We start from the raw sequence: 22,939 nt of genomic DNA, 5'->3' as shown, positions 1-22,939 counted from the left end.
GTCCGCCCCAGGCACGGTCCACCGCGGCGCGGGGGTGCGGTCATTGTGTGCGAAACATCACGCCGCCCGCTGCCCACCCGGTACGTTGAGGGACGGAACCGGCCCGAGGAGACCCACAATGACGACCGCCGCCAGGAACGGACCAGGCGTTCCCCCCATGCCCGCCGAGCGGAGCCCGAAGGCCCTGCGCGCGGCCATCGCCACACACACGCCCGCGCTCCTTGCCGACTTCGATGCCCAGTGGAAGCGGGACATCGCCGACGCCTATGACATCGCGCCGGTCCCCGCGTTCCTGGCCCGCTGGTGGGGCGAGTACGCCATCGCGCGCGACCCACTGCTCGAAGAGCGGGTAAACCGCCTGGAGGACGAGGCCGCCGAGACCACCGACCTCCCCCGGGCCAAGGCCCTTCTCGAAGAAGCCGGCCACCTGCGCCGCGCCGCCCGGCAGGCGGAGCCCGGCCGGTGACCGACCCGTTCATGGGGCCGCCCTGGCAAGCGGACTGGGTGGAAGCAGCCCGCACCTACCGCGACGCGCTCCCCGAACACGTACGAAAGAAGATCACCAACGGCATGGCCGAACTGGTCACCGCCAGGAACCCCTACCTCCCGCAGGACGAACTCCCGCCCGGTTCCTACCTCGAACCCGCCCGCTCCAGCCGCCCCAAAGGCCCCCACATTCTCGGCTTCGACCACGGCCGGGGATGGCTGCGCTACACCTTCGTGCGACGCGTCGAGGACCCACAGATCATCGTGGAAGAGATCTTCTGGCAGTGAGCCGCCAGGGCCCCGCCGCCGCGGTTGCGTCGGATGAGCGGGCCCCCCTCCTTGTCCGGCAACACCTCAGCCGTCGTGGACGATTCACGCTCGGGCGGCAGCCACCGGACGGTCAGCCCGTCGGCCTGCTCGGCGAACACACGTCGGGAACATTTCGGTGCGTCGCAGAACGGACGCCGTACCGTCAGCTCGATCGCCACCGGTCCGCCGCCGACCGCAGCATCGACCAAGTGCCGCTGGTAGCGGCTGTACGCCCGGCGGGACACCGCCCCGCAGTCCGGACACGGCAGCGTCGGCGGCCAGTTGACGGGGGATCCGGCCGCCGAGGTTACGGTGCGTCCCGTCAGTGGGAGGGGATTCCCGACCCACCGGCCGACCGGCCCGGTCAGTGCTTTCGGTTCCGTGCGAGGAAGTCGCTGATGAGCTTCACCCACTCCTGAGGGCGCTCCGCAAACGGCAGGTGTCCGGTCTGGAGTTCGGCGACCTCAGCAGTGGGGATGGCGGCGGCGAGCTCCCGCTGGAGGCTCGGCGAGATGAGCGGGTCGGCGGTGGTGACGACGACGAGCGTCGGTACCGCGATGCCGGCGAGGTCGCCGCGGACGTCGGCTCGTCGGACGAGGTCGACCTGGTCTCCGGTGCCGACGGGGAGGGCGGGCGCGAGCTGCTCGGCGGCGGTGTGGACCTGGGCCGGGGTGAGGGAGTTCAGGACCGGTTCGCTCAGCGCCATCAGGTTGAGGTATTGGGCGAGCACGGTGTGCTGACCGGATTCGAACAGCTGCTGCCAGACGGAGGCGGCGAGGGAGGTGCGCGTGTCGGCGTACGCGAACGTCGCACTCAGCACGAGTGAGCTGACCCGCTCGGGGTGACGCGCGGCGAGGCGGATCGCGACGGGGCCACCGAGCGAGTACCCGCTGACCGCGAAGGTGTCGAGCCCTTCGGCGTCGGCCGCCGCTACCAGCTGTTCCACAAGCTCGTCGATTTCCAGCGGCCCCTGGGCCTTCGGGGTGGCACCCGATCCGGGGTAGTCGACCCCGACGACGGTGTGCCGTGCGGCGAGCCCCTCCATGATCGGTCCGTAGTTGGCTTCGATGCCGCCACCCGCCCCATGGGCGAGGAGGAGGCCGGGGCCGGCACCACGGACGGTGCGGGCGAAGGCGGCGGGTGTGGTCGTGGTCATCGGAGTTCCCTCTCGTGGGTCGACTGGCCACCACTCAGCTTTAGTGGTCGCTAAAGATGAGCGGTGGGCCGACCCTAACAGAACTTCTTTAGCGATCGCTATGGGCTGGCGGTAGGCTGCGGTCATGAGCAGCGGACACACCCCGGCCAAGGCCGCCCCCAGGCGGAGCCGACGCGCATTCGACCGCGACCAGGCCCTGGCCGCCGCCTTGCGGGAGTTCTGGACCCACGGTTACGAGACGACGTCCATCGCCTCGCTCACCACGGCGATGGGGATCAACCCGCCGAGCCTGTACGCCGCTTTCGGCGACAAGCGGCAGCTGTTCGACGAGGCTGTGCGGCTCTACGTACATACGTATGGAGCCCCGCTGCCACAGGGCCCGGAAGCGCGCGCGGACATCGCCGCGATGCTGCGGCACCTCGCCGCCGACTACACCGACCCAAGTCACCCGCCGGGCTGCCTCATCATCACGGCGGCGACCAACTGCGGCCCCGGCTCGCAGGACGTGAAGGCCAAGCTGCGCGAAATGCGCGAGGAAGCCAAGACCTCGATCGCCACCCGCATCCGCGCCGACATCGACGCGGGACTGCTGCCCGCGCACGTGGACGCCGACGGGCTGGCGACCTTCTACGCGGCGGTCATCCAGGGGATGAACCAGCAAGCATGCGACGGAGCGGGGCGGGAGGCACTGGATCGCGTGGTCGACGCGGCGATGGCGGCGTGGCCGCAGACGCCAAACAGGTCCGCGTCGGTGTCGCCGTCGGCACCCTGCTGATGACCATCGGCTCACATCCACTGGCCGCGCCCGACCGTAAACGTAGAGTGACGCCACAACTGGCCGCAGTGGCTGGTAACACGTTTCGGTGCCGACAGGGGCGCTGCTGCCGTGGTGCGTGAGGGGTTACAGGCGCCCGGTGCCGTCCCGTGTGCGCCGCCGTATACGCGAAGACGCCCGGCCGGGTGGTCCCCGGTCGGGCGTCTTGGTGTGTCTGCTGCCGTGTGTCTGCTGCTGGTGGCTCAGTACCAGTGGTGGGTCTGCCAGAAGTTCCAGGCGCCGACGGGGCTGCCGTAGCGGTCGTTCATGTAGTCCAGGCCCCACTTGATCTGGGTGGCCGGGTTGGTCTTCCAGTCCGCACCCGCCGAGGCCATCTTCGACGCCGGCAGCGCCTGGACCAGGCCGTACGCGCCCGAGGAGGAGTTCGTGGCGGTGTGGTCCCAGCCGCTCTCACGGGAAACGATGTTGTTGAAGGCCGCGAACTGCGCCGGGTCCTTGATCATCTGCTGGGCGATCGCCTTGGCACTCACCGGGGCCGCCTGCGCGGGAACCGTGGCGAGCATCGAACCGGCGGCACCCAGGGCGACGACGGCACCCGCGAGGGTCTTCTTCGAAGCGGCGATACGGCGGATGACGGACTGGGACACAGAGAAGCCTTCCAACGGGGACAAAGACGGTCGCGGCACGCCACAGGCATGCGTGAGCCACTCACGCGAAGGAGAGGGATTCACCTGCGGCGGGGAGAAACACCCGGGCCGCCCGGCGACTCATCCAGTTCTACCGGCACCCCACCCACCTGGCAACGACCCCACCTACTAGACAGCCTCGCAGCACGACACCCCACACCCCGCCACCACCGGAGGGTGATTCACGCAGGTGGGAACCCACATAAGGCAGGAGGCACGGCAACCCGCGGAGCTACGAACCCCGCTCGTACGTGACGTAGGTCCTATGGGACGGCTCACCTTCGAGACGCCTGATTATCACCAAGAGTCACCACACATACCCTTCCGAGATGCCGGCGGGACGTAGCCATCACCTCGGAATCAGAGGAAAACGACGGCTGAACGCCACGCTTCACCGGCACGGCGCCAGCGCTGCATCCACGAGCTCCGGCGGGAACACCTGCGTGAGATCCCCAAGCCCCCACACGATCGATCAGCCGAGCAGACGCATCACATTCGTGATGGGCCCGGGGTATCACGCGGTGATGGCGGCCATCAGTTCGTCGCGCCCGCAGGTGCCGGTCTTGCGGAAGACCGCGCCGAGGTGGTCATTGACCGTGTGCACGGACAGGCCGAGGAGCCGGGCGATCTGTTTAGGTGCGGCACCGTCCTGCAGGTACGTCATGATCTGCCGTTCCCGGGCGGTGATCCTGTGCCAGTCGCAGAACGTGGGGAGCAGCAGTGTGCCGGTGGCACGCTGGATCATGATGGCGATGTCGCCGTTGTCGCCGAGCGGCTGGGCCTCGAACGCGGTCCACTGGCCGTGCCCGACCAGGGGCGTACACACCCTGGGATAGCGCCGACGCGGGTTGCGGGCGTGTTCGCGCGCCTCGAATGACAGTGCGGCGAAGCAGTATTCGATGAGCCAGTCCGGTGCCGCCTGCTGCTGCGCCATCACGGTCTGCCACTTGAGGGCCTGGGGTGTCCTCGCGGCGACTTGTCCCTCGGCGCTGACGACGAGCATGCCGGGCGGCAGCTCGTGCCGCTCTCCCGTGGACGCCACAGGCCTCCGGGTCACGTAGCCGCGCAGCGCGGCGATCAGCGGCGGCCCGATGCCGGTGATGCGGTGCGTGTCCTCAGCGCCGAACGGCCGGCCTCCCGCGGCCCGCTTCAGGCCGAGCAACCCCCACACTCCGCGGCCTTCCCGCAGGACCAGGCACAGCTCTTCACCGAACCCGTACCGGGCGAGCAGCCGGTCGTACCAACCCGCGCGCAGGCCGCGATCCGCCACCACCGGCACGGTCTGCCGCGCCAGGCGCGCCAGCTGGGAGAAGGCCGCGCCCCGGCTGCCGACCCTCATCAGCTCACGGCCGAGATCCGGCCCATACCCGTGCCAGAACCCCAGCGCGCTGGCACCCACCCCCAGCGACGGGTTCATCACCATCAACCGCAAGGCGTCATGCGCCACCACCGGCGCGATCACCCGGGACAGCGCCGCCCCCGTCTCCTCGACCCCCGCGCCCGGCACCAACACCTCGCGCAGGTCGCGATACAACCGATCCCCGGCTGACATCACGCCCCCAGTGTGGGCCCCCACCCGCCGGGCACACCAGCGTATTGCCGGCCGTCTCCTGGGTGTCGTGTCGGCGCGCGATGAGGCCGGTGCCGACGAGTGCGGCGGCGATCGTCTCCGTCCATCCGGCAACCGAGGCCGCCGGACGTGTACTGAGGCATTCGTCCAGCCAGTTCGACGCGGTCGCCAGCAGCGCGCCGCCGTCCTTGGCCGTCTCCTCGATGACCAACCCTGTGCAGGAGCCCGTCCCGCAGCGCCCGCGCGGCGGCAGCGTTGTCCGCGTCGGTGCCCGGGTGCCGGGGCCGGTTGCTGACCCGGTCGGCGTCTTGGAGGAGCTGGTGCCCGGCGAGCGGCGGCCCCGCCGCCAACACCGGCGGGGCGAGCGCCAGCGCGCCAAGCGCAGTGTGGCTGTCAGGCCGAGCGCTCTCCGAGGTCCCGAGGGGCCGGGACCAGTGCTGCGCGGTAAGGGGTGTCACACCAGATCACCAGACTCTTCGTGCGTGACCTGAAAGCTGAAGGAACGTTTCTTCATCAGACGTCATCAAACAGATCAACTACCCGTACCAAATGACTCCTTCAGGCGGAAGACCACCGTGAACAACCAGACTGTTTCCCCTGCCCCCGCCCCTTCCCACTCCTCCACACGTCCGGAAGGCAGACGCCGGACTCACTACAAGACCGGGATCCACTCGGTCTCCCCCGCAGCCCACCGGAACACCTTCGAAGACCACGAGGCGTGCTTCCTCGGCGTCAGTCTGGACAACAGCAACTTCACCCCTGCCAAGTTCGACAGCATGCTCACGTGGGTCTCCCGCCGCTTCACCCGCTGCACCGTGCTGATCGGCGACAGCATCCACCGCCTCACTTGGCCTCGACCCGCGGCATGGACCCCGACCAAGCTCTTGAGCACGCCCTCGGCTTAGGCCGGCAGTTCGTCCACGCCCAGCAGCCGGTCCTGGACGCCTACCGTGCGGCGACCGACTTCACCGTCGTCAACTGCAGCCAGGTCCAGGAGACCGAGGAGTACGCGGAGTTCCACGACGAACTGCGCACCCTGTTCACCAAAGACGACGCCTTCCGCGCCTCGGTGGAGGCCTTCGGGCGCATCTACCACGCCAAACACTCCCCCACGGTCAGTGCCGCCGAACGCCAGCAGCGCATCGATACGTCCAGCGCCTACTTCCTCGAAGAGTTCGCCGTCTTCTGCTGCCTCACACGCCGCGACCTGCCCGTCATGGTCTACCCCGGACGGTTCAGCACCCTCGCCGAGATCGCCGCCGGTCACCATCCCCAAGCCCCCGACGAACTCCGCGACTTGATCCTCGTCTCCCTCCGCCTCCAAGGCCGATAGCAGCCCCCTTGCCGTACGCCACGGATCCGCCCGGCCCGCGGCGGGACAGCCTGCGTAAGAGATTGCCCCAAAGGCTGCCCCTGGGGCGCTACCGGTGCAGGTAACGGGCGGCTACAACGGTTGCGGAAGGAAGTCGTGGCCGAGCGCTGATCTCTTCACTGCGGTGCATGGCTTATGGGGGCTGCGCTTCAACCGATCAGGAATGGGACGGGCCATGCGCGTTCACGAAGAACACCCCGGGGAGAAAGCCGGGAGCAAAGGGCCCGCTCCGCGCCCGGCGGCGCTCGCGCCCAGAGGTTCGGTACGCGGCCCAACGGGTCCGGCAGAGGTCATGGCCCTGCGGGGCCGGGTGGGCAACAGCGTTGTCGCGCGCCTGTTGAAGGAGGAGCGGCACGTCCACGGCGCCGGCTGCGGTCACGGCGGCATCGAGGACAGCGATCCGAAGGCTCAGAGCGCTCTGGTCAAAGCCGCGATCGACTCCCCCAGCAGTGAGATTCCCGATCCGCTGCGCACGAAGGCGGAGTCGTTCTACGGGACCGATTTCACTCCTGCCCGCCTGCATGACGGTCCGGTTGCGCAGCGCGCCATCAAGGCCATGGGCGCCGAGGCCATGACCATCGGCCACCACGTCTTCCTGCCCCCGTCCGGGTCCCGCAGCATGGCGCTCATCGGGCACGAGTTCAGCCACCTCAACAACAACCTCCAGGGCGTACCCGAGACAGGCATCGACAACGGTGCCGGGACACCCGTCACCGACCCCGACCAACCCTCCGAACGGACAGCGGATACAGAAGGCCACGCCTTCGCCACCCACGCGAGCCCCGCCCCCACCGTCCAGCGAGCCGTCGCCGAGGGCACGGATCAGCCGCTACCGGACCCGGCCGCTCCCGACCAGCCTGCGCACAGCGTGAGCCCTGCACCGCTCGCCGGCGGACAGCAGGCGCCGCGAGCCACCGGTGGGACGGTCCAACGAACCGTCACCATGAACGTGAACAGCCGGGGGCGTGGCGCCGACTTCATGGAAATCGCTGAAGCCGCCGGAAAGGACAAGGACCTCGACCAGCTCCTCGCCTTCCTGCTCCGCCAGGCCGATCAGGAAGGCAACCCGGCCGCCCTGTCCGACGAAGAGAAGTCAACGATCCAGAAGAACGAGGCCACCATAAAGTCCCAGCTGGGAAAATGGGTGGCAGGAACCCCCGGCATACGGTACGAGAAGTCGCACCCGGACTTCGGGTCGAAGCAGCAGAGCCGGGTCTACAACACGTACACCGACTTCGCACGGGGTCTGCTCGGCTGGGTCGAATCCAAGGAGAACCGACACCGGGAGAAGGAACTCGCACAGCACGTCAAGGAAGATTCCGATGTCGAGTTCCGTCTGGAGACGCTGTGCATACGGATCCGCCACTGGGTCCTGGGCGAGGAGAGCAGCACGCCCGATACGGAGAAGGCCAAGTGGGCAGGCGTCCGGCGAGAGTTGGAGTCGGGCCGCTCGGACTACCCCGACCCCGACGGACAGCGTGAGATCGGCCATTACCAGAAATACTTCGACCGGGTGATCCAGGAGAACAAGGACATCTCGGAGGAGGTCCGGCATAATTTGCGTACAGGCATCAAGGGTGGCATGTGGAAGGTCCTGGTGGATCCGGAGAAGTTCACCTTCCGCGACAAGATGATCGTCCTGCACGACCTCATGGAGTACTTCGGGCACCCCCGGGACTGGAACGCTCCCTTCTGGGGCAACAACACCGTCAACGACCAGCCGGAACATCAACTGACCACCACGGCGATCGATGACCAGGGAAACCGCACCGCGGTGACCTCGGACCGGGGCCAGGAACGTACCCCGCTGCAGGGAGGGGACGAGGTTTCCCAGCCCTCCACCCGACGGGAATCCGCGCAGAGCACCCGCCTCGCCCGACAGCACCGCATCCCCGTATGGGCGGGTTCGTCGTTCACCGCGGCGCGCATGCTCCACCTGGCGCAGAGAGTCGGCGGCAGCCTGGACGAGCTGAGCGCGGTGGCCTGGGGGACCTTCGCCTTCTGGCGTCTGGATTACGACCACACCAGCCGGCTCGCCTACCACCCACTGCACGAAGTGATGGACATCGCCCAGAACTTCGGCATCCCGTACAACTTGCTCGACCGCGAGAAGGACCTTCAGCGGCACGCGCCGGGCACCGTCAAGAGGGAGCTGCTTTCCAGCATCGACAGCGTCACATCGATGCTCGAGGAGGCCACTCAGGAGATGGACGCGTGCATCAGCGAAGTGACAAAGCGCCTGCAGGAGGACGAGAAGCTTCGCTTCGCGGATTCCGACCACGTGCTCGCCTCGCTGCGCGAACTCGCCGCCCGTATCGAAAAGGTACGGGCTGAGGTGAACAGCTTCCGGATGCAGACAGCCGACATGGCCGTAGCGCCGGGACCGGACGGCCGCAAGGCTCTGAGGCATCAACTGGGCGAACTACCGAAGGTGACCGCGTCGCTCACCGAAATCCACGGAGAGATCGACATACGCCGCCAGGAGACGGAGATCCTCCTCAAGAACCTGGAAGCTCCTGCGGGAGAGGCGAGTCGGTCACGGCACGACGACACCGCGATACCGCATGCGCCGGGATTCGAGGAGGTCGTCGTGAAGAGCAAGCCGAAAACAAAGAAGAAGAAAAAGACCAAGTAAGGGCCCCGCCGACTCGGCGCCAGGCGTCCGAACCACCCGCGCTGAACCACACGCCTTGCCCGGCGTGCGCGCCCGGGAGCCGGTGGCGTCGTTCCAGAAGCGACCCCGGTCGAGCCGGCAGCGGCCCATCGCGACGGTCGGCAGGCGGCGAGCCGACCACGGTCAGAGAGTGAGGAGCCGCACGACCAGGACGGTCACGGTGCCCACAGTGAACACCGCCCCCAGCACGGTGAACAACAGGTCGACACCTCTCGTGTCCCAGCCCTCGATGGCGAACCGGTCGGGGGCTTGCGGATCGTATCGGACCATGACGTGCGCCCCCACGCCGAAGCCGTTTCCCACACGCGCGCGGCCGAATCTGGACGCGTACTCGCAGGTACGCCCGTCCCGGGCCGTCCAGGCCGCGACCGGGTAGTGGAACCTGGCACCGTCATCGTTGCGCACGACGTCATGGCGGACGATCCGCGCCCTGGCACTGACACCATTGCGGCGCAGCGCCTTGGCACGGCGGAGCCCGTACACACCGAAGCAGAGGAAAACCGTGCCGATCGTCAGCGGAATGAGACAGAAAAACCATTCACGTTCCATGTGTTGCCCGACGCCTGAGCTGGGACATTGGTTGCAGCCGGAGCGCAGTGACCATCCTCGGGCGGGGCTTCTCTCGACGACCACGCACGATGACTCCTCACCCTTCCCACGACAGACGGTGACAGTTCCACTCACTTGGGACGTCGTCGACCGGTAGTCGGCCGACGCGTGAGTTGGTCACCGCAGCGGGAAGCGTCTGCCACAGCCCGGCATTGCCGCGGATCACGCCGACGGGTTGAGCCTCCGGCGCCCCTGGCGCGGATGCCATCGGTTGCTCACTTCCCTGGTCGACACTGCCTCGAAGGAGGCCGGCGTTCTGGCCGCTGAGGGGCATCTGACCGAGGCGCTACACGGGTTCTTCGCCAACGGCGGCAACTCCTGCTACGTCGTACCGCTCGACCCGGCCCTGCCACCGCTGGAGGCTCTGTCCGGTGACGCCGAGGCGGGCAGCGGACTGGACGTGCCCCCGGCATCGCCCCGGCGTCAGTGACAACGACTGGAAGTACCTCAACGTCCGATGCCTGGGTCCGGTGGCAATCGCTCAACATCTACTGTCACCGGCCAAGGTGACACCGGTGCGGCCGCCTGACAGGCCCACACGCCACCGGGGGCGGCCACCGTATTCCTGTCCCCAGCCGCCCGCATGCCGGCACCCCACCTCCCATGTTTGAACGACGTCAAGAATCACAGCGCGTCCAGCCACAAAGGCTGTCGCTTCCGACACTTCCATGTCGACCGGGCTGAGCCCCCGTTGCTGAAAGTGATCGGAGGACACCATGACCCTTGAGATGGTCCGTGAGCAGACGCGCGCATACTTCACCGACGTGCTGCTGAAAGGTACGTACATCCTCGGCTACGTACTGACGGCGGCCGGTGGTGTGTTCGGCGCGTACTGGCTGATCCTGCTGAACGGCTCGCTGGCCGCAGCGGGCCTTGGTGGTGCCGGCGCGCTTGCCCAAGCGTCCCGGGCCGTGCAGAAGCACGAGCGCGAGCGCAAGGCCGCTCGCCTGGCCGCCTGGACGGCGTGCACCCCGCCGATCATCCAGGCCACTATGGTCCGCGAGATCCGGTCCTTGATGGGCGACTGGGTACGCCGAGCGGCCCTGGCGTGCTCGGCGGTTCTTTGTCCGGCGGGCATCGCCGCCGGCATCTTCTTTCTGGCCTGCCAGAACGCGGCAATGGGCGGGGGGTGCCTGGTCTGGGCGGCACTCATGTTCAAGCTGACGTGGTGGCTCTCACGGCAGTTGGAGAAGCGTCAGGCGGCGCGCGCGGTCCGGCTGTGAGCTTTTGCCCTTGGCTGCATCTGCCGGGCTACCAGCTCCAGCAAGAACCGCTCGCCTGCATCCGGCGCGCGCAGAGCTCCGGCGGGGCCTCTGCCCGGCGGCCATGCCGACCGTTGTACATACCGAAAGGCCGGTCCCTCAGAGATGGGACCGGCCTTTCGGTATGGGCCATGCGCCAACATAGACCCGTAAACGCCTTGGCCTACAGCGGGCCGCGGCCGGCGGAGCAACAGTCCCGCCCTGGCCGGTACGAAGGCACAGGGGCACCCTCCATGGAGAAACAGGCAGGCGGGATGGAGTGTCTTCCGCGTATCCCGGCACGGCACCTTCCAACTGGCGCGCGACAAGGACCAGGTGACCGTGTGGGACACGAGGAACGGCACTCGGGTGGCATAGTCGGCAGCTCACGCTGACCCGGCTCGGACGCCAGGGGCGGACTGCCGACTGCGGTCGTGTGTGTCTTCATGATCACGGGCCTCTCGATCAGGTCATGACTGTCTTGACGGACCGACCCGGGCTGCGGGCGCGATCCACTTCTTGCCGTACTGGTGGGTGACAACTCCCCCGAGCTCGTCACCCACCAGCACACTTCCCCCCAGGTCACGACATACAAGACGTGTCCTTCGTAACGGACCGCGGCATCGTCAGCCTGCTGTCATCCCCGGATGTTGCGTCGATGCCCACTGGTCCTTGCTGTCCGCCTGCTCTCGGGCAGGCAATACACGACAGCTCCCCATGCGGTCGTGTTCGAGCCCCCGGCAAGCGTGGTGTGAGTCGGTCGCAGCCACAGTGCTGCCGGCTGAGATGTAGTCAGATCACCGGGCCTCCTCATGGTCGTCCTTCGAGGTGTCCCTCAGACCCGCTGCCTGGGTAAGGATGTGGCGCGCAGCGGGCCGGCGTCAGGCGTTCACTTGGCGGGGCAACCAGCCCCGGCCGTTTCCCTGAGGAGGCCGGTCACCGCCGTGGCAGCAGACGAGCACAGCCACCGTCGCAGCCCACAGGAGCACCAGAAGTGCCGCCACCTGAAGCACTGCACCGACTGGCGCCGTCGCCATGGCGGCCGCCACCCCCATTCCGGCGAGCGTCACCACCGCGACAAGCTCGCGCCGCATCGCCGAACCACTGCGTGCACGCGGTACCGGTGCGGTGCCCGACCAACCACTGCCCGATTGGGTCTCTTCATCCTGCTCGCTCACGTTGTCGGAGCCCCCCAGGTTCTCGACGGAGTCGTCTTCAGGAGGGGGCGGCCCTGAAGGATCAGTTCGCGAGGCTGCAAGCGCATCACGGACGCGCGCGTCCCTCTCCCGGATCTGCTCCAGGAGCAGTGTGTGCAGATCTGACACGGATTCTCTCCCTGGTCTTCGGTGTTGAGGCCCCTAGGCCCCGCAAAGGGATCACGATCCGCGGCGCGCAGCGGCTGTCACACACCGCGGGCCGTGATCCCCAAGCCGAACTAGGGCTCTCATACCTGGGGGTCGAGCAGTTCCTTCACCGCCGGCTGCCTCAGGGCCGCGCGGGCGCGGTGGAGGTAGCCGTGGACCTTCTCGACGGGGAGGCCGAGCACTTCGGCGATGTCCGGCGCGGCGAGGTCGTCGATGTAGTGGAGGACGTAGCAGGCGTACTGATTGGGCGTCAGCACCCTCCGTACGAGAGAGAGGGTCTCCTCGAACTCGACGGACGCTCCGAGATCGACGAACACGACCCGTTCCGGGGGCTCCTCATCACTGAGGTGGTATTGCTCCCGCAGATGGGCGTTGATCAGGTGGTACAGGATCCCGACTGCGTACGCCCGCTCGTTCGTCGTGATGGTGACGCCCCGCTCAAGGGCCTCACCGAGCAGCTTGTAGGACTCCTGCCCCAGCTCACGGCACTTGTCGATGTCCTCAAGCCGTCGTGCCGCAACAACGGTCAGGTGCTCGACGAAGGCGCCCGCGGTCTCCTCCTCTCCCCACTTGTAAGGCGCTGGGCCGCTCTTTGTCGGCACCCTCACACGTGAACCAGGCATATCGCCCGGTTCGGTGCGTTGCGCTGCCATGGGCGTTCCTTTCAAACGTCTGCGAGGTGTAACCCGCGCTAGTAGCGACAGCGCCAAGGACCGGAACACCCGGGTGAAGCACGAACCCCTTCCAGCGACGCCGCCGCTGCCCTGGCAGCTAGGTAGTGCGCACCGGCACGGGTTTCATGGCCGCCCGGGCCAAGATTTTTTGAGGAAACACATCACCGCAGGCCACAGGCCGAGCCCCCAACGAAGACGAAAGGGGCCTTTCCCTGTCCCCCGGGGCGGGTGGTGGCGCCGCCAGCGGCGTACGTGACCGCAGCGACCGCATCAGCCGGTGGGGTGCGGTGCTCAGTCCAGCGGTTCGGATGAGCAGTCGATCCGGACCGGGAGTGGGTCTCCTGCGGCCGAGTCGGGGGCGAAGGGTGGTGTCGCCCCGGACATGCTGAGGTATCCGTTCACGCTCTGCGTGAGGGAGAGCCCATAGCCTTCGGGTGTCTGTGTGTAACCACTGCGCGGGCGCGAGTTCCGATCGCTCCGCGTCACCCAGCCTTGATCAGTCCAGGCGCGCATCACCAGGTCGAAGTACCGGTCAGAGGTATCGGGTGTGGTTCCGAGCACCCAGTACCTGATGTCGAAGCACTCCAGGAGGCTGTCGGGATCGTTCGGGTCCCAGGGCAGGTTGACACCGCGGTGAAACGTCGCCGTGGGGAGGTCTGGATGCCGTAGCGCCAGGGCCAGTTCGGCGGGCAGCGCCCGGAGCGTGGCGGTGAAGTGCCGTAGCAACTGCGCACGGATCGCGGCCTGCGTCTCTGCCGGTGACATACCGTCCTCGTCTCGTCGTTTCGCAGGATTGCGTGCCGCCCCTCAGGTCTCACCCGCCGACGCGACGCCTCGAACCGCAAGGGAACCTTCAGCGTGACAGGCCACCTCCCGCCGACCGGATCCGATCTTGGCCAGGCAGACCGTGCCACAACAACGCGGGCGGACTCCAGCGGACTCCACTGGCACGAACCGCTCCGCCACCACTACGCGGCCCTGTTCCGCGGGGAGCGTCCCGCAAGCGTCGGCGCCGCCGACCTCACGTCCCGCGCAGCCGCCCTGCTCAGCTCGGCAGGCTGGAAAGTCACAGCGTCGCAGGACGGCGACGGCGCGAAGCGCTGGAGCGTGCTCACCAGCCGCCATGACGGCAGCAGCATCGAAATCCGCGTGGGCCACGATACGTCCGCCGTGATGTTCAGCGGGCAGACGCCGACGCTGGCCCTGCGCTCGCCGCAAGAGTTCCCGTGGCCGGAGCCGGTATGCACGCCCGAGATGGTCACGTCCGGATAGTGCTCTGTTACGAGTGCGATGGCTTGGGCGCGTGCCCCGGGGGCGGCGGACGCGGCTGGCTGCCCGACCAGGCACGCGGACGGGCCAACTGCCGCGCATGCCACAGGGAACGCGTCTGCCCGATCTGCCGGGGCTCGGGTCAGCTCGTCATCTCCCAGCTGAGCCCATACCAGCAGGGCTATTACCCCGAATTGAGATAGTTCGCACATGCTGCCTCGCCCCGACTCGCCGCTGGCCTGCCTGGGTGGTCAGGGTCATCTCGGGTGACCTCTATGAGCTCCCGCAGTACCCGCGCGTGATCGTCAGACGGTCTCGGGGACTGCGCGTAGCCTCCGCCAATCGGACCGCTATCCGCGGGCGGCCCCGACCGTGTCGGCGCGGGAGATGGCGGAGGCATGCACTCCGGTCGAGGCCGTGGCGATGACTTCCTCCAGGACGTCGCGGGAGCGGATCAGGTCGGTGATCATTCGATTGATGCGGTCCCGTTCCGCAGTGAGGTCGTCGACCAGCCGTGGCGTGGCGATCTCGTTCGGGGCGCCGTCCTCGTCACGCATGCAAGGGAGCAACTGCGCGATCTTCTTGCTGTTCAGCCCCGCGGCGTAGAGTGCCTGGATGCGGATGACCCGGTCGACCGCCCACTCGCCGTAGTGCCGTTGGCCACCCGGAGTACGCTCGGCCCTCAGCAGCCCCTGCGTCTCGTAATAGCGCAGCGAACGCTCGCTCACCCCACTGCGCCGAGCCAGTTCACCGATCCGCATTCCCCACCTCGCATGTCGACCCAGGACTTGAACCTGACACTGATGTCAAGTTCTACCGTACCGGCATGACGAACACACCAGTTGGCTCCCGCCTCTTCGAACCCACCCGCCTCGGCACCCTGCACCTGCCCAACCGCCTGGTGATGGCGCCGATGACCCGCAACCGCGCCGGGGCCGACGGTGTCCCGCAACCGATCATGGCCACCTATTACGCCCAGCGTGCCTCCGCGGGGCTGATCATCGCCGAGGCCTCCACACCGAACGCCGTGGGACAGACCTACCCCAACATCACCGCGATCCACAACGAGGCACACGTGGCCGGATGGCGAGGTGTCACCGACTCCGTGCGCGCTGCGGGCGGCCGGATGTTCCTGCAGTTGCAGCACGGTGGCCGGGTCGGCCACCCCGACAACAGCGGGCTGACGCCGGTTGCGCCCTCGCCGGTCCCGCTCCCGGACACGATCTTCACCCCCGGCGGGCACCAGCCCTCCGTCGTGCCGCGTGAGATGACCATCGACGAGATCCGCTCCACCGTGGCCGACTTCGCGGCCGCTGCCCGCAACGCCATCGACGCGGGCTTTGCCGGGGTGGAGGTGCACAGCGCCAACGGCTACCTCCTGCACCAGTTCCTGGCACGGGGAACCAACCACCGTACCGACGCCTACGGCGGCTCGGTGGCCGGCCGCATCCGGTTCACGGTCGAGGTGGTCCGAGCCGTCGCCGACGCGATCGGCCCGGAGCGGGTAGGTGTGCGGATCGCGCCCGGACTCACCGTCAACGGCATAGACGAGGGCGACACCGAGGACATCTACCCGGCGCTCATCGCCGCCCTGGCCGATGCCGGCCTTGCCTACCTGCACGTCGTCTTCGCCGATCCGGACCAGCCCCTCTTCCAGGAGATCCGCAAGACCTGGCCGGGCACGCTGATCGCCAATCCGGTCCTCGGGTGGGGGAAGCCGTTGCCGGCCGACGGCGGAAAGCACGAGGGCGAGCGGCTGCTCGCCGCGGGAGCCGACCTGATCTCACTCGGCCGACCGTTCCTCGCCAACCCCGACCTCGTCGAACGGCTGCGCATCGACGCACCGCTCAACCCGGTTCGAGACCGGGGCCTGATGTACACGGGCGGTGAGACCGGGTACACCGACTATCCGGTGCTGGCCGCCGTCGAGCACCGAGCCGAGACGCCCGAACTCGTCGGAACGTGACCGTCGCGAGCCAGAGGCCGCCTACAGCACCCGGGTCACCCGTCGCGAGTTGCTGTCCGTGCGGACCGCCGGTTCATTACTGGCAACTCACTGACACTGCCCCTTCGGTGGCAGCAGTCCGATCGTGAGGTCCACCGCGGTTCCCGGGACGGCCGACGTGCCGGCGCCCGGGGTCTGATCGGAGACGGTCTTGTTGTGATTGCACGTCCGATCGACGACCGTGGTCACGGTACCGACGGCGAAGCCCGCGGAGTTCAGGATCGACTTGGCTACGGTCTGGGTCTCATCGCGCACGTCCGGCACCCGCACCAGGTTGAGCTTCTGCCAGGTCGAACCGTTGGACCACCTGATGGTGTTCGGCGCCTGCAGCTTCGCGGTGTAGGTGGCGTCGTCGGGGAAAGTGACCAGGATGGTGTCGCTGTTGATCACGACACCGGTGGCGGTCGGACGGTGCTGGGAGGACATGTCCACCGTCAGGATGTCGTTGACGTCCGAAATCACCGGCCGCGCTGATCCCCCGTCGGTGAACGTGCCGTTGACGTCGAACACCAGCGGTGTGGCTGCTGCGACGGCGGCACGCGTCGGCACGGACGCCGTGTGCGCGCCCGCTCCGACGGGTGTGACGGGCGCGGAAGCCGGCTGGGCAGCGTTGCCGGCTCCCGCCCCCGCCACGTTCAGGACGGTGGCCAAGGCCCCCGCGAGCAACCCTCCGAAGATCTTGTTGCGGACTCGCATGATTGCCTTCCCCCTCGGGCCGGTCCAGATGTGAGCGGGTACAGGCCCTGTTTCCCGCGTCACGGTCGGTCACGCTCAGCATGGGCGGCCCCGCGGCCCAGCCACCATACGAGGGTCTGCGTATGCCGCGGACCGCGGCAGCCGAGTAACCTGAGATCCGCCTTCGGATGCAGGGGGACCTGATGGGGAGCTCGTTATCGGTCAGCGACCTGGATCTGCGCACCTTGGCGGGGATCGTCACCGAGAAACGCACCGACGGGCCGGCGCGGGGACTGCCGCCGTCTTTGCTCAGTGACCTGATGGGCCAGATCCGCTGTGACGAACTGACCGTCGCGGGCTTCGACAGTCACCGGCAGGCGTGGTGGCTGACACAGGTCGGCCCTGATGGCGACGAGACGCCCGATGAGGCCGCCGACTCGACGCACTGGGAACACTACTGGGATTGCCGGCCCTGCAGTTACCCCGACCGCAGCGGCGACCTGCGCAGTGTCGTGACGATCGCAGACTTCTACTCAGCCAGGCAATGGCACAGCACCGGCATGTACACCGACTACTACCGGCCGCTGGGGATCGAGCACGAGCTCATGCTCTGCATGCCCGCCGGAGCGCCGGGGACCAGCGGCCCCGGCCGGACCTTGCGGATGTTCCTGTTCCGCGGGCCCGGCCCGGACTTCTCCGAGCGCGACCGCGCGCTGCTCACGTTGCTGCGGCCGCACCTGTACGAGGCATACCTGGACGCCGAACGGCGCCGACACCCTGCTCCCCGGCTCACGCCCCGGCAGTGGCAACTGCTGCACCTGCTCGCCGCGGGTCACACCAACGTCCAGATCGCCCGCCGCCTGGGCGTGTCCGAAGGAACCGTACGCAAGCACTTGGAGAACGCCTACCGACGGCTGCAGGTCTCCAACCGCATGGCCGCGGTCACCCGCGCGTTCCCGGAGAGAGTGTCTGGTCCGTGCCAGCACTCCGAAGTACCGCACGAGCAGGGTTGATCGAACTCGCCGACTCCCGAGAGGATGCACGCGCGGTCGGCCTCATCGGCCGGAGCCGGGCTTCCTGTCGGTTGTCCGGGGCGGTTCCGGGGCCAACTCGTGGCGCGGGCGCCGACAATTGTGACCGTCCAGGCCGGTCCCGGTGTGGCGCGTGACGCCGTCAAGGGCCGTCCAGACAGCCGACCGTGTGGTCTCAGTCGGTGGCCCCTCGCATTGACATTCCTTTGGCCTCATGCCTAAGTTGCGGCACAGGACTGGATGCACCAAAACCGGAGATGTGATGGTGACAGCGATGTACGCAGCTGACGGGACGGCCGCATGGCGGCGCCTCGACTGCGTCCTGCTGTGCGCGGACCGCTCCGTCGATCTGCTCCGCGTCAACAGCGCGCTGTGTACGGGCACTTGTCGCGCCCTCTGCCAGGCCTGACGGCCTTTTGCAGCCTTCTGGCTTCATGAGCCTCCTGGCCTTCTGAGTCCTTTGACGGCCACCGCTTTTGCGGTGCGGTCCTTCCCTGCCCGGCCCCGTTCCCCGTGCGACCGCGCGTCGCCTCGTACCGAGCCGTTCCCGCTCGGCTCGATGCCGTTGTTCCCACGGTCCGGGCTGTCCGAATCCGCTGGAGCCCTCCATGAGTGAACCTCCCGGCATCGCCGTGTCCTCCGGATCAGCACCACCCGAGGCGATGCCCCGCCCCGACGCACCCACCGCGCCGAAAACCCCGGCGGCGCAGCGGGTCCTTCCGCTCCGGCATCCCGGTCGCTGGATCGTCACGGCCGTCGTGCTGGTGCTGGTCGCGCAGATCCTCCACGGACTGGTGACCAACCCCTTCTACCAGTGGGACCGGTTCGCGTACTGGTTCCTGCGTCCGGTGATCCTCGACGGGCTGCTCATCACGCTGGAAGTCACCGCGTACAGCGCGGTGTTGGGGCTGCTGGGCGGTGTCCTGCTGGCGCTGGCCAGGCTCTCCCCGAGCCCGGTGCTGCGCTCGCTCAGCTGGCTCTACACCTGGCTGTTCCGGTCGGTGCCGCTGATCGTGGTCCTGCTGTTCCTGTACAACTTCAGTGCGCTCTACCAGACGCTGAGTGTGGGGGTGCCGTTCGGTCCGGCCTTCTTCACCTTCGACGAGTCCCGCCTCGCCACCGACATGGTCGTCGCGGTCGTCGGACTGAGCCTGAACGAGGCCGCGTACGCCTCCGAGGTGGTGCGCGGCGGCCTGCTCTCCGTCGACCAGGGCCAGCACGAGGCGGCCTGCGCGCTGGGACTGCCGAAGCGGTACCAGTTCGCGAGGATCATGTTCCCGCAGGCGCTGCGCTCCATCACCCCGAACTACGTCAACCAGCTGATCGGCCTGGTCAAGGCCACCTCTCTGGTCTTCTACGTCTCGTTGCTCGACCTGTTCGGTTCGGTGCAGAGCATGGGCGCGACCTACCCCGGCGACATCGTGCCCCTGCTCCTGGTCGCCACCACCTGGTATCTGATCCTTACCAGCATCGTGTCCGTCATCCAGTTCTACGTCGAGCGGCACTACTCGCGGGGCGCGCTGCGCACCCTGCCGCCGACCCCGTTGCAGAAGGTGTGGACGGCTCTGCGCGAGCTGCGCGCCCGCGTCCAAAGGGAGACGGCGACATGAGCGGCGAGGCGACGGACGCCGCCACGGCGCTCGACTCACGTCCCGCCGCAGGCGAGCGGCTCAGGGAACTGAGCGAGCGGGCCATCCTCGCGCAGCGCGCCCGGGTCGGCTTCGTGTTCCAGAACTTCAACCTCTTTCCGCACTTGCCCGCGCCCGTCCCCGCCCACAGCTCGGGCACCGGACCCTCCTTCGTCGTTCCGTTGTGCCGTCCCAGCAGACGACCTCGCGGTCCCGTCCAGCCACAACGAAAGGTATGGACACCCATGCGCACCCTCGCTCTCCGCAGCAGACTCATCCGCGGCGTCACCGTGTCCACGGCCGTCGCCTCCCTCGCCGCCGGGCTCTCCGCGTGCGGCGGCGACAGTGACGCCGCCACCAACCCCGTCAGCGCACCGGCCGGGACGGTCACCGTCGGCGCGCTCTCCAACGGCGCCGCCAAGGAGACCGTACTGAAGGTGTCCGAGGTGAAGTCGATCAGCGCCAAGCTGCCCAAGTCGGTGGCGAAGAACGGCACCTTGGTGATCGGTGTCGGCGCGCTGCCCGCGGGGTCCCCGCCGCTGGAGTACGTGGGCCAGGACCAGAGGACCCTCACCGGCGCCGAACCCGACCTCGGCCGGCTGGTCGCCGCGGTCCTCGGACTGAAACCGGAGGTGAAGAACTCGACCTGGGAGAACCTGTTCGTCGGCATCGACAGCGGCAAGGTCGACGTGGCCTTCTCCAACGTCACCGACACCGAGGAGCGCAAGAAGAAGTACGAGTTCGCCTCCTACCGGCAGGACAACCTCGCCTTCGAGGTGCTGAAGAAGAGCACCTGGGAGTTCGGCGGCGACTTCGAGAACCTGGCCGGCCGGACCGTCGCGGTGGGTGCCGGAACCAACCAGGAGAAGATCCTGCTGGAGTGGAAGGCGAAACTGGAGCGGGAGGGCAAGAAGCTCACCGTCAAGTACTACCAGGACAACAACGCCACGGCCCTGGCCTTGTCCAGCAGGAAGATCGACGCCTACTTCGGCCCCAACCCCGGTATTTCGTACCACGTCGGCCAGACCGCGAAGACCCCCGACCCGACGCGTAACGCGGGCAAGTCCTCCGGCGCGGGCGCGACTCTTCAGGGCCTCATCGCGGCCACCGCGAAGAAGGACAGCGGGCTCGCCGAGCCGGTCGCAGAGGCGATCAACCACCTGATCGAGAACGGCCAGTACGCCAAGTGGCTCGCCGCCTGGAACCTCTCCAACGAGGCCGTCACCACCTCCCGGGTCAACCCGCCGGGCCTGCCGCTCGACAACTCCTGACACCCACCGGCCCAGAGGACTCCGCAGCGCCATGTCGACCAGCGTTCACCACACCCCGCCCCCGCACCCGACGCGATCCCACGTCCTGGACAGTCCCGCCTGGGCTTCGCTGACGGGCGCACACACCGGTCTCGCCGAGCGCGTCGGCCGGGCCGTCCGCTACCCCACGGACGTCTGCCCGTTCACCGCCCTGGAGGACCCCGCCGATCCACGCGCCTGGGACGACCTGGCCCGCCTGGTCGGCCCCGGCACCGTCACCCAGGTCCACGCGGTACGGACCGTGCCCGCCGGCTGGGAGGTCGAGCGCAGCGGCGAGGGCGTCCAGCTGGTGGGCACCGCGCTGCACTCCGAACCCGCGCCCGAAGCGGTGCGGCTCGGCCCCGCCGACGTACCCGAGATCCTCAATCTGATCGCCCTCACCCGGCCGGGCCCCTTCCTGCCCCGCACCATCGAACTCGGCACCTACCTCGGCATCCGGGACCGCGGCCGACTGATCGCGCTGGCGGGCGAACGCCTGCGCCCGCCGGGCTGGACCGAGATCAGCGCCGTGTGCACCCACCCGGACCACCGCGGCCGGGGTCTGGCGACACGGCTGGTCCGCGCGGTCGCGGCGGCCGTCCGGGAGCGCGGCGACACCCCTTTCCTCCACGCCGCCGCGAGCAACACCGAGGCGATCCGGCTCTACGAGTCGATCGGTTTCACCCTGCGCCGCCGTACGTGGTTCGCGCTCGTGCGGACACCGCCCACCGCACGATGAAAGCCACCGCGCCCAGCCGCCTCCACCTGTACTCCCGCCGGCACATCGACCTGCTGCGGGTCGCCGGCGCGCTCTGTCGCGCCTGACCTGTCGTTCTCGCAGCCGCACTCTCCGCACGGGTGCGGCTCTCCCGCAAGGCTCATCAGGAAGGCGTTTATCCTCGTGTCCACATCACTCCCGCCCCTGCACCTCGCCGCCGCCCTCGACGGCGCGGGCTGGCACCCGGCCGCCTGGCGCGAGCCGGTCGCCCGTCCCCGCGAGCTGTTGACCGCCGCCTACTGGACCGATCTCGTCACCGAGGCCGAGCGCGGTCTGCTCGACTTCGTCACCATCGAGGACGCGCTCGGCCTTCAGTCCTCGCACCTCACCGAGCCCGACGAGCGCACCGACCAGGTCCGGGGCCGCCTGGACGCCGTCCTCATCGCCGCTCGGGTCGCCCCGCTGACCCGCCGCATCGGCGTGGTGCCGACGGTGGTGGCCACGCACACCGAGCCCTTCCACATCTCCAAGGCGATCGCCACGCTCGACTATGTGAGCACGGGCCGCGCGGGTCTGCGCGTACAGATCGCCCCGCGCCCGAACGAGGCGGCGCACTTCGGACGCCGGACCGTCCCGCCGCTGCCCCCAGGGGGCTACAACACGCCCGCCGCTCAGCAGGTGGTGCGCAGCCTGTTCGACGAGGCGGCCGACTACGTCGAGGTCGTGCGCAGGCTCTGGGACAGCTGGGAGGACGACGCGGAGATACGCGATGTGGCCACCGGCCGCTTCGTCGACCGCGACAAGCTGCACTACATCGACTTCACGGGCGAGCACTTCAGCGTCAAGGGCCCCTCGATCACGCCCCGTCCGCCCCAGGGACAGCCGGTCGTCAGCGCCCTGGCCCACGCCACCGTGCCCTACCGGCTGGTGGCCCGGGCCGCCGACATCGGATACGTCACCCCGCACGACCGTGCCCAGGCCCGCGCCATCGTCGAGGAGATCCGTACCGAGCAGACGGCGGCGGACCGCGCCGAACAGGCCCTGCACATCTTCGGTGACCTGGTGGTCTTCCTGGACGACGAACCCGGCGCCGCCCAGGCCCGGCGGGAACGCCTGGACGCCCTCGCCGGCCTTCCGTACACCAGCGATGCCCTGATCTTCACCGGCACTCCGGTCGAACTCGCCGATCTCCTGCAGGAGTGGCAAGAAGCGGGACTGAGCGGGTTCCGGCTGCGGCCCGCCGTCATCGGCCACGACCTCCCGGCCATCACCCGCGAGCTGGTGCCCGAACTCCAGCGCCGCGGCGCCTTCAGGGCCGCCTACGAGGCCGACACCCTGCGCGGGCTGCTCGGACTCCCCCGTCCCGCCAGCCGCTACGCCGCCCCCACGACCGTCTGAGCCCCAAGGA

23 protein-coding genes are annotated in these 22,939 nt (G+C 68.4%); 14 read left to right on the top strand and 9 right to left on the bottom strand.

Annotation, left to right across the window (positions count from 1 at the left end; translation table 11 throughout):
• Positions 1-157 precede the first annotated feature (157 nt).
• Both QIY60_RS30645 and QIY60_RS30640 read left to right on the top strand, forming a co-directional pair.
• Complete coding sequence (locus QIY60_RS30645) at positions 158-466, top strand: hypothetical protein (RefSeq protein WP_283145423.1); 309 nt, start codon at positions 158-160, stop codon at positions 464-466.
• Positions 463-774, top strand: a complete 312-nt coding sequence (locus QIY60_RS30640; RefSeq protein ID WP_283145422.1) for a hypothetical protein — start codon at positions 463-465, stop codon at positions 772-774. The genes QIY60_RS30645 and QIY60_RS30640 overlap by 4 nt, the downstream gene beginning before the upstream one ends.
• A 385-nt stretch (positions 775-1,159) precedes the next feature.
• Here QIY60_RS30640 and QIY60_RS30635 read toward each other — a convergent pair whose 3' ends face one another.
• A complete protein-coding gene (locus QIY60_RS30635) occupies positions 1,160-1,951 on the bottom strand; it encodes an alpha/beta fold hydrolase (protein WP_283145421.1) in 792 nt (263 codons plus the stop codon).
• Between the two features lie 124 nt (positions 1,952-2,075).
• Here QIY60_RS30635 and QIY60_RS30630 point away from each other — a divergent pair, with 124 nt between their 5' ends.
• Positions 2,076-2,726 carry a TetR/AcrR family transcriptional regulator gene (locus tag QIY60_RS30630; RefSeq protein WP_283145420.1) on the top strand — a complete coding sequence of 217 codons (651 nt, stop codon included), beginning with the start codon at positions 2,076-2,078 and terminating at the stop codon, positions 2,724-2,726.
• 242 nt (positions 2,727-2,968) lie between these two features.
• Here the strand turns inward: QIY60_RS30630 and QIY60_RS30625 are convergent, their stop codons facing one another.
• Both QIY60_RS30625 and QIY60_RS30620 read right to left on the bottom strand, forming a co-directional pair.
• Positions 2,969-3,373, bottom strand: a complete 405-nt coding sequence (locus tag QIY60_RS30625; RefSeq protein ID WP_190094808.1) for a transglycosylase SLT domain-containing protein — start codon at positions 3,371-3,373, stop codon at positions 2,969-2,971.
• Positions 3,374-3,926: 553 nt separating this feature from the next.
• Entirely contained in the window at positions 3,927-4,964 is a 1,038-nt protein-coding gene (locus QIY60_RS30620) for a helix-turn-helix transcriptional regulator (protein ID WP_283145419.1), read from the bottom strand.
• Positions 4,965-5,829: 865 nt separating this feature from the next.
• Here QIY60_RS30620 and QIY60_RS30615 point away from each other — a divergent pair.
• Positions 5,830-6,315 (top strand): tRNA-dependent cyclodipeptide synthase, encoded by a 486-nt coding sequence (locus QIY60_RS30615; protein ID WP_283145418.1) that lies wholly within the window; start codon positions 5,830-5,832, stop codon positions 6,313-6,315.
• A gap of 331 nt (positions 6,316-6,646) precedes the next feature.
• Complete coding sequence (locus QIY60_RS30610; protein ID WP_283145417.1) at positions 6,647-8,989, top strand: DUF4157 domain-containing protein; 2,343 nt, start codon at positions 6,647-6,649, stop codon at positions 8,987-8,989.
• A gap of 162 nt (positions 8,990-9,151) precedes the next feature.
• On the opposite strand, the gene QIY60_RS30605 is transcribed toward QIY60_RS30610, so the two are convergent.
• Positions 9,152-9,577 carry a DUF3592 domain-containing protein gene (locus QIY60_RS30605; protein ID WP_283145416.1) on the bottom strand — a complete coding sequence of 142 codons (426 nt, stop codon included), beginning with the start codon at positions 9,575-9,577 and terminating at the stop codon, positions 9,152-9,154.
• A gap of 271 nt (positions 9,578-9,848) precedes the next feature.
• Here QIY60_RS30605 and QIY60_RS30600 point away from each other — a divergent pair, with 271 nt between their 5' ends.
• Both QIY60_RS30600 and QIY60_RS30595 read left to right on the top strand, forming a co-directional pair.
• Positions 9,849-10,067 carry a hypothetical protein gene (locus QIY60_RS30600; RefSeq protein WP_283145415.1) on the top strand — a complete coding sequence of 73 codons (219 nt, stop codon included), beginning with the start codon at positions 9,849-9,851 and terminating at the stop codon, positions 10,065-10,067.
• A 286-nt stretch (positions 10,068-10,353) separates the two neighbouring features.
• Entirely contained in the window at positions 10,354-10,860 is a 507-nt protein-coding gene (locus QIY60_RS30595; protein ID WP_283145414.1) for a hypothetical protein, read from the top strand.
• Positions 10,861-11,759: 899 nt separating this feature from the next.
• On the opposite strand, the gene QIY60_RS30590 is transcribed toward QIY60_RS30595, so the two are convergent.
• From QIY60_RS30590 to QIY60_RS30580, 3 genes are all read right to left on the bottom strand, one after another.
• The gene (locus tag QIY60_RS30590) at positions 11,760-12,203 is read right to left on the bottom strand and encodes a hypothetical protein (protein ID WP_283145413.1); all 444 of its coding nucleotides are present in this window, start codon (positions 12,201-12,203) and stop codon (positions 11,760-11,762) included.
• 119 nt (positions 12,204-12,322) lie between these two features.
• Positions 12,323-12,895 carry a sigma-70 family RNA polymerase sigma factor gene (locus QIY60_RS30585; protein WP_283145412.1) on the bottom strand — a complete coding sequence of 191 codons (573 nt, stop codon included), beginning with the start codon at positions 12,893-12,895 and terminating at the stop codon, positions 12,323-12,325.
• Between the two features lie 312 nt (positions 12,896-13,207).
• Positions 13,208-13,681: a hypothetical protein gene (locus QIY60_RS30580; RefSeq protein ID WP_283145411.1), complete on the bottom strand. Its 474-nt coding sequence runs from the start codon at positions 13,679-13,681 to the stop codon at positions 13,208-13,210.
• A gap of 93 nt (positions 13,682-13,774) precedes the next feature.
• Here QIY60_RS30580 and QIY60_RS30575 point away from each other — a divergent pair, with 93 nt between their 5' ends.
• The gene (locus QIY60_RS30575) at positions 13,775-14,188 is read left to right on the top strand and encodes a hypothetical protein (RefSeq protein WP_283145410.1); all 414 of its coding nucleotides are present in this window, start codon (positions 13,775-13,777) and stop codon (positions 14,186-14,188) included.
• A gap of 347 nt (positions 14,189-14,535) precedes the next feature.
• On the opposite strand, the gene QIY60_RS30570 is transcribed toward QIY60_RS30575, so the two are convergent.
• Positions 14,536-14,946, bottom strand: coding sequence for a MerR family transcriptional regulator (locus tag QIY60_RS30570; RefSeq protein ID WP_283145409.1), 411 nt, complete (start codon positions 14,944-14,946; stop codon positions 14,536-14,538).
• A 65-nt stretch (positions 14,947-15,011) separates the two neighbouring features.
• On the opposite strand from QIY60_RS30570, the gene QIY60_RS30565 reads away from it, so the two are divergent.
• Positions 15,012-16,151, top strand: coding sequence for an alkene reductase (locus tag QIY60_RS30565; protein WP_283145408.1), 1,140 nt, complete (start codon positions 15,012-15,014; stop codon positions 16,149-16,151).
• A gap of 87 nt (positions 16,152-16,238) precedes the next feature.
• Here QIY60_RS30565 and QIY60_RS30560 read toward each other — a convergent pair whose 3' ends face one another.
• On the bottom strand, positions 16,239-16,886 hold the full coding sequence (locus QIY60_RS30560) for a PASTA domain-containing protein (RefSeq protein WP_283145407.1): 648 nt from the start codon (positions 16,884-16,886) through the stop codon (positions 16,239-16,241).
• A gap of 167 nt (positions 16,887-17,053) precedes the next feature.
• Here QIY60_RS30560 and QIY60_RS30555 point away from each other — a divergent pair, with 167 nt between their 5' ends.
• The 5 genes from QIY60_RS30555 (at position 17,054) to QIY60_RS30535 (ending at position 22,929) form a co-directional block, all read left to right on the top strand.
• Positions 17,054-17,878 (top strand): helix-turn-helix transcriptional regulator, encoded by an 825-nt coding sequence (locus QIY60_RS30555; protein ID WP_283145406.1) that lies wholly within the window; start codon positions 17,054-17,056, stop codon positions 17,876-17,878.
• Positions 17,879-18,504: 626 nt separating this feature from the next.
• Positions 18,505-19,506, top strand: a complete 1,002-nt coding sequence (locus QIY60_RS30550; RefSeq protein ID WP_283145405.1) for an amino acid ABC transporter permease — start codon at positions 18,505-18,507, stop codon at positions 19,504-19,506.
• Between the two features lie 263 nt (positions 19,507-19,769).
• Positions 19,770-20,795 carry an ABC transporter substrate-binding protein gene (locus QIY60_RS30545; protein ID WP_283146124.1) on the top strand — a complete coding sequence of 342 codons (1,026 nt, stop codon included), beginning with the start codon at positions 19,770-19,772 and terminating at the stop codon, positions 20,793-20,795.
• Positions 20,796-20,826: 31 nt separating this feature from the next.
• Complete coding sequence (locus tag QIY60_RS30540) at positions 20,827-21,552, top strand: GNAT family N-acetyltransferase (RefSeq protein ID WP_283145404.1); 726 nt, start codon at positions 20,827-20,829, stop codon at positions 21,550-21,552.
• A gap of 162 nt (positions 21,553-21,714) precedes the next feature.
• Positions 21,715-22,929: an LLM class flavin-dependent oxidoreductase gene (locus QIY60_RS30535; RefSeq protein WP_283145403.1), complete on the top strand. Its 1,215-nt coding sequence runs from the start codon at positions 21,715-21,717 to the stop codon at positions 22,927-22,929.
• Positions 22,930-22,939: the final 10 nt, after the last annotated feature.

The sequence above is a fragment of the Streptomyces sp. BPTC-684 genome, from assembly GCF_030028635.1.
GTDB classification, from domain to species: domain Bacteria; phylum Actinomycetota; class Actinomycetes; order Streptomycetales; family Streptomycetaceae; genus Streptomyces; species Streptomyces noboritoensis.
This window is presented reverse-complemented; position numbering and strand designations above follow the sequence as displayed.